The following is a 17215-nucleotide window of genomic DNA, read 5'->3' on the forward strand; positions in this document are numbered from 1 at the left end:
GACTGCTGAACAACGCCGCAGGACATTCGTGTTTTCCTCCGCCTATTTTACTTTTGTCCCAGACTCTTTTTAGATTCGGATTTGAATCCGGCGTAATTTCCGAAGAACAGGGGGTTGTGGACAATACGTGAGTAACATTCGTTATTAGTATCCATGGACGTTGTGTCCGAAGACACTAATACGCTTTCACACACGTTTAGTGGTCATGGATATAGATCAGCATCCACTATGTCTCCATTTACATGCCTTAGTGTCCATGGACGAAGATCCGGTGAACACTAAATCTTTTTTCTCCGATGATAATGGACACCAACGGCCCGGCAGAACCAAAAATGCTCCCGATTATCTTTTATGATAACCGGGAGCGTTTTTTAGGTGGAACGCTTTACTTGATATTCTGTTCTTTAGCAAGCTTGCGCGCCACACGCGGGGCAAGCCATACCATCGGAAGAAGCAGGATGGAAACAGGTACCGCCGTAACGACGATGAAATTCTGCAGAGCATTGACGCTTCCTTCACCGATATACAGCAGAATCGCTGCGATACAGCCCATCAAAACAGCCCAGAAGACCCGGATACGGCTGTCCGGGTTTTCATCGCCTGTGACACCCATCGCTATTGTAAATGCCATGGAATCTGTCGTCGTGACCACAAACACAATCGTCAGCAGCAGAAACAGCGGGGTAATAATCATAGATAATGGAAACTGCTCGGTGATGGCAATCATGGCTGCATGCATACCGGTATCCATAAGAGCGTTCGATACGGAACCGGCATTCTGTTGTTCAAAAAAGACACCCGATCCTCCAACGACCGTAAACCAGAACGTGGTCACAAGCGGCGCAATCACGCCGACGGCAATCATTAATTCCCGGATGGTGCGTCCGCGCGAAATCCGTGTGACCAGCATAGCCATCATCGGCCCGTATCCGATGAACCATCCCCAGAAGAAAACGGTCCAGGAGCCTAACCAGTCATTATTACCGCGGTACAGCCCCATATTCAGAAATTCACTGGCGTATGTGCCCATCGAAACAAGATATTGATTCACAATAAAGCTGGTAGGGCCTATAACCAGAAGGACAGCAATGAGAAGAAGCGCAAGGCGCACATTGAAATTACTTAACCATTGAATTCCTTTATATAAACCTGTGACAGCCGAAATGGTTGAAATGATAACGACGCCTGCAATAATGGCGAGCTGAGTGCCAAATACATCCGGTATACCAAAGACAGCTTCCAGGCCGTAGCTTGCCTGCAGCCCCAGAAAGCCGATCGGCCCGATGGTACCGGCTGCCACAGAAATAATCGAAAACGCATCAATTAATTTCCCGAAGAAACTGCGGCTGATTTTCTCACCGAAAATGGGATAAAGCAGCGTTCTCGGTTTTAATGGCATTCCTCTGTGATAATGCCCGTATATCAAAACAACGGCGCTTAATGTACCAAGAATGGCCCATGCAAGGAATCCCCAGTGCATGAAACTCTGTGCAAGAGCCGGTGCCGCCTGTCCTGCCATATCTTTTTGCTGAAACAGCGGAGGAGCGTCCATATAATGGTACATCGGCTCAGCTGCTGCCCAGAACACACCACCTCCTGCAAGAAGCGTTGCCATAATCATGGAGATCCATTTAAATGTCGAGATCTCCGGTTTTTCCATCTTCCCGAGCTTAATACGACTGTACCGGGAAACGGCAAGCCATATGGCGACGGCAAAGGTGGCAAGCATCAGCACCTGCCAGAAGGCCCCGAAATAGGTGACAGACCACCCAAACGTTGTGTTAACAAATGTTGTAATGCTTTCAAGATGAATAAATGATACCAGGACAAATAACAGTAATAGACCGCCGCTGATGCCCAGGACGGTCCAATCAGTGCCTGACTTGTTCTGCTGTGATTCCGGAATAAGTTTTCTCTCCTTTTTTAACCTGAACCGTCCTTGCCTCCGTTATAAGAACGTACAGGACTTTGCTGTTTAGTGTTTGCACACAAGGCGAAAATATAACACGGTGCTGCACCCGATGTAAATGTAAAGGGCTCTTCGGCTTGAGAGAAAGATTTTATACATGGTTCGTTACTGCCAAAAGCAGCAAAAAAAAGGAGCTTCCCATAATGGAAAGCCCCTGTATCTATTTACTGGAATCTATTTACCGGACGTTTGTGAGTGGAAAGCGCTTCTGGGATTCCTTCTGCAGTTCACTTGCGTCCAGGATACTGTTACCGATGCTTTTTAGAATGTTTTTCATGGTACTTCACCACTTTCTTGTTGATTACTGTCTTCATTATCGATCATTCATTGGAAAACCTCAAAAAGCAATGTCAACCATGAAAACGAAAACATTAGAAATGAAAGCGTTCGTCATCTCCTATTTTCTCTTTTATTCTTAAAAATACTCTTTATTTCTTTATTATGTGATTTTTCACCTGTTCAAAGGTTTCGAAATGGAAATATTGCTCCTGCAATGCAGGCGGAAGCTCTTGCTGCCGAGCAGAGGCGCAGTAACCGCTCGACGGGCCCGCCGTTCCTTCAGTCCTCAGCGGCTCCGTGGATACTATGCTTCTATTTTTTGATGATAGTGTCCATGGCCGTGGGAACAACAGCCGAAAGGGTGCCGCTTACTTATTTACGATACTCTGCAGGCAGGCGCTTTCACTAAAAAATACAAGTACAGCACCGGTCCAATTGCCAGCTTCCGCTACTACCAATGGTTACTATCTTTTCATCGAAAAAAGGAGCTGCACCCTAAAAGGTACAGCTCCTTTCCACTGCTTGATTTATTCTGAAATGCTGACGTCCTGCAGCTGGTAAAGTCCATTCGGGTGCATCCAGAATCCTTCCACGTTATCGTTGACCCCGGCAAGGTAGTCATCGTGGTGGGAATAAATCATTGGTGCATCTTCCACAAGAATCTCCATCACATCTTCATACAATGCCTTGCGTTCTTCCTGATCACCTTCCCGGCGTGCTTGTTCAAGAAGCGTGTCGACTTCTTCGTTTTCATAGAAGGCACGGTTTCCGGCTTCCCCTTTATTGTCAGAGTGGAAAAGCGGATAGAGGCCGTAGTCGGCGTCACCTGTAACGGTACTCCAGCCGAGAATGAACATATCATGCTCGCCCTGTGCGGTGCTGTCAAGATACGCTCCCCATTCCAGTACTTCGATTTCAACCTCTACGCCGATTTCCTGAAGCTGCTGCTGTACAACTTCGGCAATGTCCTGGCGCTCCCGGTCGTCATTGGTCCAGAGGGTAGTCGAAAAGCCGTCTTCATAACCTGCTTCAGCAAGCAGTTCCTTCGCCTTCTCCGGATCGTACGGCAGTCCTTCGACATCATCACTGAAACCAAAGATCTGCTCACCGATTGGTGCGACAGCTTCCGTTGCAGCGCCGTTCAGGATTCCCTGAACAATATCCTCTTTATTGACTGCCATGGAAATGGCCTGACGGACACGCTTGTCATCAAATGGTTCTTTCTCCGTATTAAAGCTGATGTATTCGAGACTCAGGCTTTCCTGGGTGTACATGCTTGCATTCTGCATGTTTTCCACCCGGGACGTGTCACTCGGGCTGACAGGGAAAATAATGTCCGCCGCTCCGGTTTCAAGTTCCCCTACCCTTGTCAGGTCTTCCGGTGTTACCTGGAACGTTACCGTGTCAATGCCCGCTGCTTCTCCCCAGTAGTCTTCATTCTTTTCCAGTACGAGTTCATTACCGGTGTCCCATTCCTGAAGCTTAAACATCCCGGTTCCAATCGGATTCTCATCAAGATAGGTTCCCGGCTCTTCGCCCTCTTCCATCATGGCGTAATCTTCTTCAATCGCCTGCGGACTGATAATGCCGCCGCCATTGTGGGCAAGGTGGGATGGAAGAGGAGAGAACGGATACTCCGTCACAAATTCCACCGTATAGTCATCGATGACATTCACTTCGGTCACCATTTCATATAGAAAAGCACGCGGAGAAGCGATCTCTTCATCGCGGATCCGGTCAAATGTTGCCTTTACCGCTTCTGCGTTGAATTCGGTGCCGTCATGGAATGTTACTCCTTCACGTAGTGTAAATTCCCAGCTTGTACCACTTGTCTGTTCCCATTCTGTTGCCAGATTCGGCTGGATTTCCATATTTTCATCCTGGGTTACAAGTGTTTCAAATATGTTTGTCTGCACGTTACTGGACGGAACGTCATTGGAACCCTGCGGATCCAGTCCCTTAGCATCCGACAACCTTGCAATAACCAGATCATCGCTTGATGAACCGCCGGACTCAGCGGTTTCCCCGCCTTCTTCGCTGCTTCCGGAGTCTTCAGTATTCCCTGAATCTCCCCCGCCTTCATCCGGTTCGCTGGCGCAGGCAGTCAATACTAGACTGAAAAGCACCGCGAGAAAGAATGTTCTGAAAATATTCAGCGATAATTTCATTGCTACAACCCCTTTGTATTTTTTCCTTTAAAAACAATTACTAATATAACTTAAGTATAATGAATATTCAAGAACTTTTCAAAATATTTGTGTCAATTTTTCTACAACTCTTTTCCGCTTTAAAGGGGATTAGAACCGTATTTGTTTTTGAAAATCCCTTATTCAATTGTGATTCATTTACAACGCACCGGTTCTCGACTATTATATTATTATAATATATTTATCATTGTAATATAATACAATCATGATATAATTCATTTTTGTAATATGTTGATAGATTCACTATAGTCTATCTTTTTTGAATTTTATGTGAGAAAGGAGTATACATGTTGGCAGAATCTACCGTCCAGGAATCCATGAACAAACCATCCAACCCACATATTGAAAATGCCAAAAACATTTTCAAAAGGCTGAAAAAAAATAAAGCCGCCATGGTCGGGGGCTTTCTTATTTTACTATTTATTCTGACTGCCTTTATCGGCCCTTTTCTTGTTCCTTACGGTGCCGGAGAACAAAATCTGGTTAATAAACTACAGGGACCTTCCGCCGAGCACTGGTTCGGTACAGATCATCTCGGGAGGGATATTTTCAGCCGAATTATCCATGGCATGTCCATTACATTGTATATTGGATTCTTCTCTGTTTTTATCGCAGCCATCTTCGGCGTAGTTATCGGAATTGTATCCGGCTATTACGGCGGGAAGATTGACACTATTCTCATGCGTCTCATGGACGTGCTTCTTGCGTTTCCGGGTATCCTTCTTGCACTTGGAGTTGTCACAATTCTCGGTCCAAATCTGAATAATGTGATACTTGCGGTTGCGGTGTTTTCCGTTCCGGCTTTTGCAAGAATTGTACGGGGATCAACACTGGCAGTAAAGGAACTGGAATACATCGATGCTGTCCGGGCTCTTGGATCCGGTGATTTCCGCATCATTTTCCGTCACATTCTTCCCAATGTTTTCTCTCCTATTATCGTACAGGCCACGCTCCGGATTGCGACAGCAATTCTGACAGCGGCAGGACTGTCTTTTCTCGGTCTCGGTGCCCAGCCTCCGACTCCTGAATGGGGAGCGATGCTCAGCGACGGGCGCAACTATATTTTTGATGCCGGTCATGTCGCTTTGTTCCCGGGACTAGCGATTGTTGTTGTCGTACTTGCTTTTAACATATTCGGTGACGGTCTGCGCGATGCTCTTGACCCGAAAATGAAATCTTAGACGAGAGGAGAGAACCTGTTTGCTGGTTTTTACAATTCGAAGAATTCTTCAGACGATACCCGTTTTATTCGGGGTTTCCATACTGGTTTTTTTAATGATGCATCTCGTGCCGGGCGACCCGGCCCAGGTGATTGCCGGAGAAGCTGCCAGTCCGCAGACGATTGAACAGATCCGGGAACGCCTCGGACTGAATGAACCCCTTCCGATGCAGTACCTTAACTTCATTCTGAATGCGCTGCAGGGGGATCTTGGCACTTCTATCCGAAGCGGTCAGCCTGTTTCCGAAGAGGTGTTCAGCCGTTTCTGGGTGACCATGGAGCTTGCGTTTTACAGCATGATTCTGAGTGCCTTTATCGGGCTGATTGCAGGTATTATTTCCGCGGTCCGCCATTACACCATCACAGATGTTGTTGTAATGATCATTGCTCTTTTTGGTCTTTCGATGCCGAACTTCTGGCTCGGCCTGATGCTGATGCAGTTCTTCTCCATTAACCTGGAGATCCTTCCTGTGTCGGGGTGGGGCACTCCGGAGCAGATCGTTCTTCCTGTTATTGCACTTGGAACGGCCGGGGCTGCCATTATCGCCAGAATGACGCGTTCGAGCATGCTTGAAGTCATCGGTCAGGACTACATCCGTACGGCCCGTGCCAAAGGGGTAAAGGAACGTTTCGTTATTTACAAACACGCGCTTAAAAATGCGATGATACCTGTTGTTACAGTTATCGGCCTTGAATTCGGCACCCTGCTTACAGGCGCCGTACTGACGGAAACGGTGTTTTCCATTAACGGTCTCGGCCGTTTTGTTGTAGAATCCATCAGAGCCAGAGACTTTCCCGCCGTGCAGGGGTCGGTTCTTGTCATAGCGCTTGTTTTCATCCTTGTAAACCTGATTGTCGACCTGTCCTACCGTTTTCTGAATAAACGGATTGATCTGAACTGATAAATGAATGATAGAAGAAAGGCGGAATGAGTTATGTCCAATGACGCCGATGTCCTGCAGATACAAGACCTTCAGACGTCCTTTTTTGTGGACGGCGGGGAAGTGAAAGCCGTCGACGGGGTCTCTCTCGATATTCCAAAAGGTAAAACGGTCGGTATTGTCGGAGAATCCGGCTCAGGAAAAAGTATCACGTCCATGTCTGTGATGCGTTTGATACGGAACCCGGGGCGGATTAAAGGCGGTTCCATTAACTTTAACGGAGAAGATCTGCTGCAGAAAACGGAAAAACAGATGCAGAAGATACGCGGGAATAAGATTTCGATGATATTTCAGGAGCCGATGACGTCCCTGAATCCGGTTTATACCATCGGACAGCAGATTTCTGAAGTGATTCAGATCCACCAGGGGCTTTCCAAAAAGCACGCCTTGTCGAAATCTGTAGAAATGCTCGAGCTTGTCGGGATTCCCTCCCCCAATGACCGGGTGAAACAGTACCCGCACGAATTGTCCGGCGGAATGCGGCAGCGCGTTATGATCGCCATCGCCCTTGCCTGTAATCCGGAACTGCTCATCGCCGATGAACCGACGACAGCGCTTGACGTAACGATTCAGGCCCAGATTCTTGAACTCATGAACGGGCTGCGGAAGGAACTTGGCATGTCCGTGATTCTCATCACGCACGACCTTGGTGTTGTAGCGGAAACATGTGATTACGTGGCTGTGATGTATGCCGGCCAGATTGTGGAGTACGCCGATGTCCATACGTTATTTAACAACCCAAAGCATCCGTACACCGTCGGACTGATGCAGTCCCTGCCAAGACATGACATGGATCAGGAAGAACTGAACGTGATTGAAGGAAACGTACCAAAACCGGGCGAAATGCCGGAAGGGTGCCGCTTCGCTCCCCGTTGTCCATTTGCTTCGGATATCTGTATGAATGAACTGCCCGGTCTAATGGAAACCGAAGATGGCAATCAGGTGCGGTGCTGGGTTTACAGTGAAAAATGGGACGGAGATCCGGAGGTGAATGTGAAAGATGACTACAAAACTGCTCGAAGTCAGTAATCTAAAACAGTATTTTCCCATTAAAGGCGGCGTGTTCGGGCGCACCGTCAACCATGTCAAAGCGGTGGACGATGTCAGCTTTTATGTGAACGAAGGGGAAACGCTCAGTATTGTCGGTGAATCCGGGTGCGGTAAATCGACAACCGGACGGGCAGTACTCCGCCTGGATGAACCAACGGAAGGCGATATTCAATTTAACGGGGAAAACCTGCTTGATTTAAATAAAAAAGATATGCGAAAAAAACGAAAAGATATGCAGATCATCTTTCAGGATCCGTATGCCTCTATTAACCCGCGCCAGACAGTGCGTCAGGTGCTTGAAGAAGCAATGGCCATCCAGGACGTGGTGCCAAAAGCAGACCGGGTCAACAAAATGATGGAACTGCTCGACACGGTCGGTCTTGGTTCCCACCAGCTCGACCGGTTTCCGCACGAATTCAGCGGCGGCCAGCGCCAGCGTGTCGGAATTGCGCGTGCACTGGCTGTAGACCCAAAATTCATCATCTGTGATGAGTCTGTCTCGGCTCTCGACGTGTCGATTCAGGCGCAGGTCCTGAACCTTTTGAAAAATCTCCAGCAGCAGTATAATCTGACGTACCTTTTCATTGCCCACGACCTGGGCGTGGTTCGGCACATTTCGGACCGTGTCGCTGTCATGTACCTGGGCAGAGTCGTGGAGATCGGGGAGAAAGAAGAAATTTTTGATAACCCGAAACACCCTTATACAAAATCCCTTCTCTCTGCCATTCCCGTTCCTGATCCTTCGCATAAGCAGGAACGAATCGTGCTGAAAGGAGACGTTCCTTCGCCGATCGATCCGCCGCCTGGCTGCCGCTTCCATACGCGTTGTCCGTTTGCAACCGAAAAGTGCCGGGACGAAACGCCGGAACTGAGAAAAACAGAAACAATGACCGGCACCCATGAAGCAGCCTGCCACTACATCGAAGATATCGAAGCCGGCAGACACAAGGCAGCATATTAAAACAAAAACGATTGTTCGCTGGATTTTCTCCTTCGGACAATCGTTTTTTTTGATATAATGAGAGAGAAAAGGCTTTATGTCTCGAATGAACCGGAGGACATTATGACTGGTTTTGTAGCAAGACAACCCATTGTTACCGCAGATGAAGAAATTTATGGATATGAGCTGTTATACCGGGCTTCTGCCGAACATGATTTTTTTAAGGAAGATCCGGATACGGCTACCTCGGATGTTGCTTTGAAAAGTCTTTCCTGCATCGAGCCGGATACTGTTACCGGCCGGCACACCGCTTTTATCAATTTCACGGAAAATTCCCTTCTCGAGCGGCTCCCTCATACACTTCCCGCTTCTAAAATCACCGTGGAAATTCTCGAAAATATAAAAGGATCAGATGAAATGGTCCGCATTCTCAACGAGCTGAAACACAGCGGCTATCAAATTGCCCTTGATGACTTTGTGCTGGACAGCACCAACGAAGTATTCCTGTCATTCGCCGATATCATTAAAGTCGACTGGCAGCACAGCAGCGCCGCTAATATGGAGCGGATCCTCGAGGTCCAGCGCCATTACGATTTTATTCTTCTTGCTGAAAAGCTGGAGTCGGCTGCTGAATTCAAAGAAGCCGAATCCATCGGATGTTCGCTGTTTCAGGGATACTATTTCGGCTGTCCGCAGCTTATGGAATGTCCGGCCTATAAAGAAAGAAGGTGACTGTCATGTTTGAAATCAAAGCTTACCCCGAATTCTCATGGTCTTTGTCCCGCCACAAAACATTGATGCACTGCGCCAGACAGTATGCTCATCAATACTACACCTCCCACAACGGCTGGTTGAAGAATGCGGAACCGCTCAGCAGACAGGCCTACCGCCTGAAGAACCTGACCAACCTTGAGATGTTCTTTGGCTCCATCGTCCACGATATGATAGAAAACGTAATGGACAATTATCTGAATACCGGCTGGATTCCACCCGAAGAAGAACTGCGCGGGCGGATCCGGACGTCGCTGAATGAAGGGTTTATTGATTCCACGCGCCGGATGGAACAGTGGAAGCAGAAGCCGAAAAAAACGACGATGTTTCACGAAATCTATTACGGCGGATCCAACCAGCTTCCCGAAGCAAAAGTGGAAAAAATAAAAGGACGCATGCAGACCACGGCCCATCATTTTCTGCAAAGCCGGACGATGCAGGAACTTGCCTATAATGAAAATATTGAATTTCTGGAATCTGAAAAGTTTCGCATTCTATATGTCGGACGTCTGAAAGTGTTTGTCGTGCTGGATCTTCTCTACAAAGATACAGAACGGAACAAATGGATTATCGCCGACTGGAAAACCGGAAAAAAGTCGGAAGAAGATCCCTATCAGCTGGCGCTTTATGCTTTGTATCTGCTTGAAAACTATGAAGTGGAGAATCTGGAGGATATTATTATACGAAATGAGTATCTGCTCGAAGGTGAAGCGGTGGAACATCAGCTGGATCATGTGACGCTTGAAAAGGTGCAGGAACTGATCGGAAGCAGTGTAGAACGAATGACAGAGTATCTGGAGAGTCCTGTGGAGAACCAGCCTCTGCCACTCGAACAGTTTCCGCAGACGACAGATGAGAGGGCCTGCCGGGTCTGTAATTTTTACGAACTTTGTTTCTCATAAAACATTTTTTCAGCGCCGGGTGCTTACAATCAGCTCGACGTCTCCGTTTATTTCCCAAGGACCGGTCGTGGCAGGAATAATGAAGTGGGCCCCTTTTTCCACTGAAACAGTCGTGTCTTCTGTTTCGACCGTACCTTCTCCCTGCAGGACACTCGCCAGGACGTAGGGGGCATCAAGACCCGGAACCAGACGTGTTCTGCAGTGAATGCGGTATACCTGGAAAAAAGGAGAGCGGACGAGCTGCTCGATTGTACCGTGGTCATCCTGCTGCAGAACCTCACGGGAGGAATTGGGATCAATATGCGGAACCGAAGCGGCTTCCAGTGACTTGTCGAGGTGCAGTTCCCGCTTTTCTCCGTCTGCTCCTGTGCGGTCGTAATCATACACCCGGTATGTTGTATCCGAACTCTGCTGGGTTTCCAGAATCAGAGCTCCTCCTCCAATGGCATGAATGGTTCCGCTTGGTACATAGAAGAAATCCCCCGCCTGTACCGGCACTGTGCGGAGAAGCTCTGTCCACTTCCCCTCGTTCATTTTCTTCTCCAGCTCTTCTTTTGTCTGCGCGTGATGCCCAAGAATCAGGGAAGCCCCCGGATCCGCCTGAACGACGTACCAGCACTCCGTTTTCCCAAACGCCTCCTCTTTCTCAAGCAGCTTCGCCTTTTGGTCATCGGGGTGAACCTGCACTGATAAATCATCGGCAGCATCGAGCAGTTTGACAAGCAGCGGGAATTCCTCCCCTTCTTCCTCTCCGAACAACCCGCCGTGCTCCTTCCAGGCTGTACGAAGCGTCTGCCCGCGCAGCGGACCATTTTTTATCGTGCAGTCGCCGTTGGGATGAGCGGATATGCCCCAGCACTCCCCTGTCTGATCAGATGGCAGAGAGTAGCCGAAGGTCTCTTTCAGTTTGGTGCCTCCCCAGATTCTTTCTTTTAACACCGGCTCCAGGAATATTGGTTCATGATACATCTGTCAGTCCTCCTGTTTTCTATCTTTTCTCTCGTATTGTATCATACAGGACATAACGTTTTTCATGATGAATAAGAACCTGGACACACCCTATCTCTGAAACCATAAAGGAGGCTGCCGCGATGGCACCGCTTTGTATTATTCCATGCGGGAAAAAGAAGATATGGGATCTCGACCCTGAAGCCGGGGCTGTCTATGCCAAAGACGCCTATCAGGGGACGCTTCACCGTAAATGCAGAACGTATGCCGAAGCAAACGGCTGTGACTGGACGATTCTTTCGGCCCGGCACGGCTTTCTTCTTCCGTATGATATCGTACCCGAAAACTATGACACCGGATTTCATTTTCCTAAAGACGAGATTATTGCTGATGAGACACTCACGCAGCAGTGGCAGGAGAAAAACCTGTATGCCGCCGACACTCTGGTTCTTCTGGCAGGAAAAAAACATGAGACAGTGCTGAAGCGGGTTCTTGCGCAGCCTGAACAGTATAGATGGCAGAAACCGCTCCAGGGGTGCCGGGGGATCGGCGAAATGCTGCAGCGTCTCGACCTTCTCTCCTGAACCAATCGATGAAGAAGTGTTCTGCAGGCTCCTTCTTTTTTATCCTGTATGACTCTGGCAAAAGCGCCCTGGAATAAGTAAAATAGATATAACAGATGTTTCTACCTGCTAGGAGGATACGCGTGAAAAAAGAAACCGCCTGGATTATCGTTAGAAGTCTTTTAACTATTGCCGCAGTCGCCGCTTTCCTTTGGCTGATTACTGTATTATTCAAATTAACCTATCCATTCTGGCTTGCAGCCTTCTTTACGTGGATGCTCAAACCACTGTCTTCCTTTCTTCACCATAAAGCTCGCTTTCCCCGTGGGATTGCAGCGTTGTCCGGCCTGATTTTCGGTCTTAGTGTCGTCGGCGGCATCATTACCGGCCTGACGTTTCTCGTCATTGACGGCATCCAGCGTTTTGCCGACAAAGTGCCGAACTGGACAGAGCAGACCTTCAGCAATATTCAGCAGTTTTTTAATGATACGGTTCTGCCGATGTGGCAGCAGATCCGAGGTGCCGCAGACACACTGAGCAGCGGACAGGGGCTGCCGTTCACAGGCGGAATATCAGAAATCGGTTCCCAGCTCGGGACCACAGTCGGCGAGTATGCCCAACGCCTGGCTGATGGTCTGACTCAGATTGTGTTGAACGTTCCTACCTTTTTGGTTGCGTTTCTATTTATTCTGATTGCGATTTATTTCTTCGGAAAAGATTGGGAAAAATTCACCCATGGCGCGGCTGATTATATCCCGGACTCTGTATTGTCCCGGCTTCATGCGTTTTATTATGCCTTCCGCTCCAGAGTATTTGGCTATATCCGCGCGCAGCTTATTCTGATGCTGGTCACCGGGATTATTGTATTTATCGGTCTCTCTCTGCTGCAGGTAAACGGAAAGATTCTCCTTTCCGTTATCGTGGGTATCGCTGAATTTCTCCCGTATCTCGGCACGGGAACCATTCTTCTGCCGTGGTCGCTCTATCTGCTTCTTACGGGAAATATCGGGCTCAGTGTCGGTCTTGCCGTATTATACGGCATCACCATGATTGTCCGGCAGACAATAGAGCCGAAAGTACTCTCTTCCAGTATGAACCTGAACCCGATTGCTGTTCTTGTTTCGATGTTTGCCGGTCTGCAGCTCTTCGGTGCTATGGGGCTGCTTCTCGGCCCCGTCCTGCTTGTTTTCATTGTTATCCTCATCGATATCGGTGTGTTCCGGGACATGAAACAGTTTATTGTATATGGGTTTAAAGACTGATTTTCCTTAGCAGCGGCAGATAAAACAGTCCGTCCCTCTCCCCTCGGGACGGACAATATGACCCGTTTTTCAAGCGTCATGCTCCCTCTTTATTCATTTCATATTCGTTAAAACAATCCCCTTAGATTATAGGGAGATTTCCCCTGTTTACATTCCTGTTTCAATTTGATTAAAACCCCTGTTTTCCATTGATTTCCCATTGTTTTGCTTGATACGATATGAATCGTTGAAACGCAAACAAAGGATGTATCAACAGAAAAGGAGGTTTATATTTTGAATATAAAACCACTACACCATACATGGAAACTAATTGGTATACCGGCTTTGGCAGCCGGCATTGCTTTGGGGGCGGCGCCTGCCGCAGCCGGTGCACAAGATACCGTGGACACAGATTTAACAAGAGGTGCATCAGGCAGTGAAGTCGAAGAACTCCAGACTCTCCTCGAAGACAGAGGTCTTCTCCAAAGCAGCGACGTAAACGGGACATACGATGAAACAACCGCTTCTGCTATCAAAGATTATCAAAATAAATACAACTTGAATGAAGACGGCATTGCCGGTCCTGTTACAGTAGGTTCCCTTGAAATTCTATCGCAGGGCGATGAAGGAGAAGCTGTTCAGTACCTTCAGGAAAACCTTTCAACGCTGGGACACTATGAAGGCGGAGCAGACGGTGTATTCTCCGCAGAGCTTAACGATGCCGTCATTGACTTCCAGAGGTCACAAAATATCCTGGTTGACGGTCTTGCCGGCCCTCAGACATTCGGCGCTGTCCATGCTGAAGTAACAGAAGCAGAGCAGGCAGAACAACGCCGGGCAGAACAGGAAGAAGCTGAAACATCAGAGAGTCATAACGAAGATGTTGCAGCGGAATCGAGCAGTTCCGAGCAGGAAGGAAGAACCATCCAGGTGAGCGCGACAGCTTACACAGCTGACTGCGCCGGCTGCTCCGGCGTGACTGCCACGGGGGTTGACTTAAACGCGAACCCGGGTGCCAACGTCATCGCTGTTGATCCAAACGTCATTCCACTCGGCTCCAAAGTTCACATTGAAGGCTACGGCACTTACACTGCAGCCGATACCGGCGGTTCCATCCACGGAAACAAAATCGACGTTCATATGCCAAACAAAAGTGCAGCCTACGATTTTGGACGCAGAAATCTCGAAGTAACTATCCTCAACTAAACACAACGAAACAAAAGGAGCAGCCCAACCTAACGGGCTGCTCCTTTTATATGACTGACTGCTGCTTAATGGTTTCCTTCTGCAGATAACCTCTTACTTTCTCAAGGTTCTGCGCGGTGGATGGTTCGTTGATGATAACAGCTTCCTGTTCATACTGTTCGAACGCTTTTTTGTAGCGCGGATCATAGTAGTGGGTCAGGAGATTCTCCACCACGTCTTCATACCGATGTTGTTCCAGTGCTTCATGGAGCTTTCCACGTATGTCCTCCGGCATGTTCTTTTCGATTCTCTTTACCGCGCGTACAATTTCGTCGTGATGAGAATCCGGATCGTACGTTTCCTTAATGACCTGCACCCGTTCTGTCATTGGGAGCTGTACATTCAGACGCGTGCCTGCCGCTTTGCCCTCCATTAAGAAATCCGGAAGGTTAATGTTACCGATCCGTCTGCTTTCTCCTTCCATGACGACATAAGGACTGTCACGCAGTTCTTCAAGCCGTTTCCACAAATCAAATTCAAACTGTTTCTGGCTTTTTTGTTTCAGACCGATATTACCAAACGCAGATCCGCGGTGGTTTGCCAGCCCCTCAAGATCGATGACCGGCCATCCTTCCTTTTGAAGCTGATGCAGCATAACTGTTTTGGCCGTTCCTGTGCCACCGGTGACAACGATGTAACGACGACTGCTCTGTTTTTCTTCTTCCAGTGCAGCCATCACCTTTTTCCGCCACGATCGTATCCCGCCCTGCAGCTGTGTGCAGGACACACCGAGCATCTGCATCGTGGAGACAAAAGAGCGGCTTCTCATGCCGCCCCTCCAGCAGTACACAACAATCTCTTTTCCCTCTGCGGCGGCTTCCACCTCTTTCATTTTTTCATAATGGTTATGAAGCTTCGGCCCGGCCATCTTCAGACCTTCTTTCACAGCCTGTTCTTTTCCGACTTGTTTATATGTGGTACCGACGTGTGCCCGTTCGTCATCTGTGAATAATGGAATATTGACGGCGCCCGGTAGCGCATATTCTTCAAATTCCGACGGCGAGCGCACGTCAATAAATTGTGTTTTTTCAAACATCGATGGTTCACTCCTTATAAGACAAGTTTATGCTTCTCCGGCGCTGTATACAAGAGCGGCGCTTGAAACACAAAGGTTTAATATCCTGCCTGGAAAGGAACAGAGAGTCATAGATTATGGTTACGACTCTAGAAAGGGGAGCATTTACATGGTATTAAAAGCACAGGCACCGGCTGATGGTGCCGTACTGGGTTCATTCGAAGAAACACCGGTTACCGAAGCCGGTCAAATTTTTGAAAACAGCCGGGAAGCCCAGCATTCATGGGGGGCTTTGTCCACCGTACAGCGGTTATCCTACCTCAAACGGTTCCGTCACGTGCTGGTGGATCTCCAGGAAGAAATCGCAGACATTATCGCAGCCTCCACCGGCAAGACAAAAACAGACGCGTTAACAACGGAAGTAATGGGGGCCGCCGATGCCCTGAAGCACGTGGAAAAAGAGGCACCGTCCGTGATGTCGAATGAAAAAGTGAAAACCCCGATCCATTTCGCGGGGAAAGCCTCCTATATCAACCGTAAACCACGCGGTACTGTATTGATTGTCTCGCCATGGAATTTTCCATTTCAGCTGGCTGTTTCTCCGGTCGCCGAAGCCCTCGCTGCCGGAAACACTGTCATCCTGAAACCTTCGGAGGATACACCGATGGTCGGTGAACTGCTCCGCCGTCTATCTTCTTTATTTCCTGAACATGTGATGCAGGTCGTCATGGGCGATGCGGATCTGGGAGAAGCGTTAACAAGCGAAGATCCAGATTTCATTCATTTTACCGGATCCGTTTCTACAGGACGAAAAATTCAGGAAAAAGCAGCACAGAAGCTGATTCCGACTATTCTCGAACTTGGCGGTAAAGACGCGATGACTGTATTTGAAGATGCCAACCTGCAGCGCGCCGCAAAAGCTGCCGTGTGGGGATCGTTTCATAACAGCGGACAGGTCTGCCTCTCCACGGAACGCGTTTTTGTGCAGGCCGGTGTCTACGATTCTTTTCTGACGGAAGTAAAGCAGGAAGCTGCCAAACTGCGGCAGGGCAAAGACGAGGACGCCGACATCGGATCGATGACCACCCGCCGGCAGTACGAACATGTGAAAGAGCAGGTGCAGGACGCACTCGACCAGGGAGCCATTCTTGAAACCGGAAGAGCGCCGGGGGACTGGGATGACAGCAGCCTTTTCATTGAGCCGGTTATCCTTACCAATATCAAACCTTCCATGGCGCTTTGGAGCGTAGAAACGTTCGGCCCTGTCATGCCGATTATGGCTTTTGAAACAGAAGAAGAAGCGGTGACCCTTGCCAACGATACTGAATACGGACTCGGCGGCAGCGTGTTCACAAGTGATATCGGCCGCGCGGAACGGTTTACCGGCAGGATGAGAACGGGGAACATGAATATTAACGAAGTACTGGTCAGCGTAGCGAACTTCCATCTTCCCTACGGCGGTGTAAAAAACAGCGGAATCGGAAAATACCACGGCCGCGACGGCATCCGCAGTTTCTGCATCGAAACATCGGTGCTGGCTGATAAAGGAACGGAAGACAATGAGATTATCTGGTATCCAAATGCCGGCAAATACGACCTGTTCCTGGATATGATATCAAACTTCTGGGGCCGGCGCCGCAACTGGAAATCGTTTATCCAGTCCTATATGAGTTTAAATAAATTTTAAAAACAACGTCGGACAAAAGAATACAAAGCAGCTGATGATCCGAACGAGACATCCCCTCGTTCGGATTTTTTGCAGGTTTCCTGCATTCGTGCCGGCGGGGAATCGCAGAGAAAGGCAAAAAAAAGATGCGTACCAGCCGAATGGATACGTTTACGATCCGAATGCCCTCATTTACATGCCAAATGCCGGGCAATACTGTCCGGATGATGCGTTACCGGCCAACTTGTACGTGTTACAA

Annotated in this window: 14 protein-coding genes; 10 read left to right on the forward strand and 4 right to left on the reverse strand. The window is 48.6% G+C overall.

The genetic code is table 11. The annotated features are described in order from the left end of the window. Positions 1-385: 385 nt before the first annotated feature. A complete protein-coding gene (locus tag ACFSUB_RS13090; protein WP_380714251.1) occupies positions 386-1906 on the reverse strand; it encodes a BCCT family transporter in 1521 nt (506 codons plus the stop codon). Between the two features lie 869 nt (positions 1907-2775). Further along, on the reverse strand, positions 2776-4416 hold the full coding sequence (locus tag ACFSUB_RS13095; RefSeq protein WP_380713719.1) for a glutathione ABC transporter substrate-binding protein: 1641 nt from the start codon (positions 4414-4416) through the stop codon (positions 2776-2778). Positions 4417-4742: 326 nt separating this feature from the next. On the opposite strand from ACFSUB_RS13095, the gene nikC reads away from it, so the two are divergent. The 6 genes from nikC (at position 4743) to ACFSUB_RS13125 (ending at position 10278) form a co-directional block, all read left to right on the forward strand. After that, entirely contained in the window at positions 4743-5636 is an 894-nt protein-coding gene (gene nikC, locus ACFSUB_RS13100) for a nickel transporter permease (protein WP_380713720.1), read from the forward strand. Between the two features lie 19 nt (positions 5637-5655). Then, on the forward strand, positions 5656-6576 hold the full coding sequence (locus tag ACFSUB_RS13105; protein WP_380713721.1) for an ABC transporter permease: 921 nt from the start codon (positions 5656-5658) through the stop codon (positions 6574-6576). A gap of 33 nt (positions 6577-6609) precedes the next feature. After that, a complete protein-coding gene (locus ACFSUB_RS13110) occupies positions 6610-7644 on the forward strand; it encodes an ABC transporter ATP-binding protein (protein ID WP_380713722.1) in 1035 nt (344 codons plus the stop codon). Beyond that, the gene (locus tag ACFSUB_RS13115) at positions 7616-8626 is read left to right on the forward strand and encodes an ABC transporter ATP-binding protein (protein WP_380713723.1); all 1011 of its coding nucleotides are present in this window, start codon (positions 7616-7618) and stop codon (positions 8624-8626) included. Before ACFSUB_RS13110 ends, ACFSUB_RS13115 begins: the two co-directional genes overlap by 29 nt. Positions 8627-8728: 102 nt before the next feature. Next, positions 8729-9337 (forward strand): EAL and HDOD domain-containing protein, encoded by a 609-nt coding sequence (locus ACFSUB_RS13120; protein WP_380713724.1) that lies wholly within the window; start codon positions 8729-8731, stop codon positions 9335-9337. A gap of 5 nt (positions 9338-9342) precedes the next feature. Beyond that, positions 9343-10278, forward strand: coding sequence for a PD-(D/E)XK nuclease family protein (locus ACFSUB_RS13125; protein WP_380713725.1), 936 nt, complete (start codon positions 9343-9345; stop codon positions 10276-10278). A 9-nt stretch (positions 10279-10287) separates the two neighbouring features. Here ACFSUB_RS13125 and manA read toward each other — a convergent pair whose 3' ends face one another. Further along, positions 10288-11247: a mannose-6-phosphate isomerase, class I gene (gene manA, locus ACFSUB_RS13130; RefSeq protein ID WP_380713727.1), complete on the reverse strand. Its 960-nt coding sequence runs from the start codon at positions 11245-11247 to the stop codon at positions 10288-10290. A 122-nt stretch (positions 11248-11369) separates the two neighbouring features. Between manA and ACFSUB_RS13135 the strand changes: the two genes are divergently transcribed. The 3 genes from ACFSUB_RS13135 (at position 11370) to ACFSUB_RS13145 (ending at position 14236) form a co-directional block, all read left to right on the forward strand. Further along, positions 11370-11810 carry a DUF6884 domain-containing protein gene (locus ACFSUB_RS13135; protein ID WP_380713728.1) on the forward strand — a complete coding sequence of 147 codons (441 nt, stop codon included), beginning with the start codon at positions 11370-11372 and terminating at the stop codon, positions 11808-11810. A 122-nt stretch (positions 11811-11932) separates the two neighbouring features. Then, a complete protein-coding gene (ytvI, locus tag ACFSUB_RS13140) occupies positions 11933-13051 on the forward strand; it encodes a sporulation integral membrane protein YtvI (RefSeq protein ID WP_380713729.1) in 1119 nt (372 codons plus the stop codon). A 273-nt stretch (positions 13052-13324) separates the two neighbouring features. Next, positions 13325-14236, forward strand: a complete 912-nt coding sequence (locus ACFSUB_RS13145) for a peptidoglycan-binding protein (protein ID WP_380713730.1) — start codon at positions 13325-13327, stop codon at positions 14234-14236. A 46-nt stretch (positions 14237-14282) separates the two neighbouring features. Here the strand turns inward: ACFSUB_RS13145 and mnmH are convergent, their stop codons facing one another. Next, entirely contained in the window at positions 14283-15311 is a 1029-nt protein-coding gene (mnmH, locus tag ACFSUB_RS13150) for a tRNA 2-selenouridine(34) synthase MnmH (protein WP_380713731.1), read from the reverse strand. A 148-nt stretch (positions 15312-15459) separates the two neighbouring features. Between mnmH and ACFSUB_RS13155 the strand changes: the two genes are divergently transcribed. Next, positions 15460-16977, forward strand: coding sequence for an aldehyde dehydrogenase family protein (locus ACFSUB_RS13155; RefSeq protein ID WP_380713732.1), 1518 nt, complete (start codon positions 15460-15462; stop codon positions 16975-16977). The last annotated feature ends 238 nt before the right edge of the window (positions 16978-17215 follow it).

This window comes from Salibacterium lacus, from assembly GCF_042684865.1.
In the GTDB taxonomy this organism is placed as follows: Bacteria; Bacillota; Bacilli; order Bacillales; family Marinococcaceae; genus Salibacterium; species Salibacterium lacus.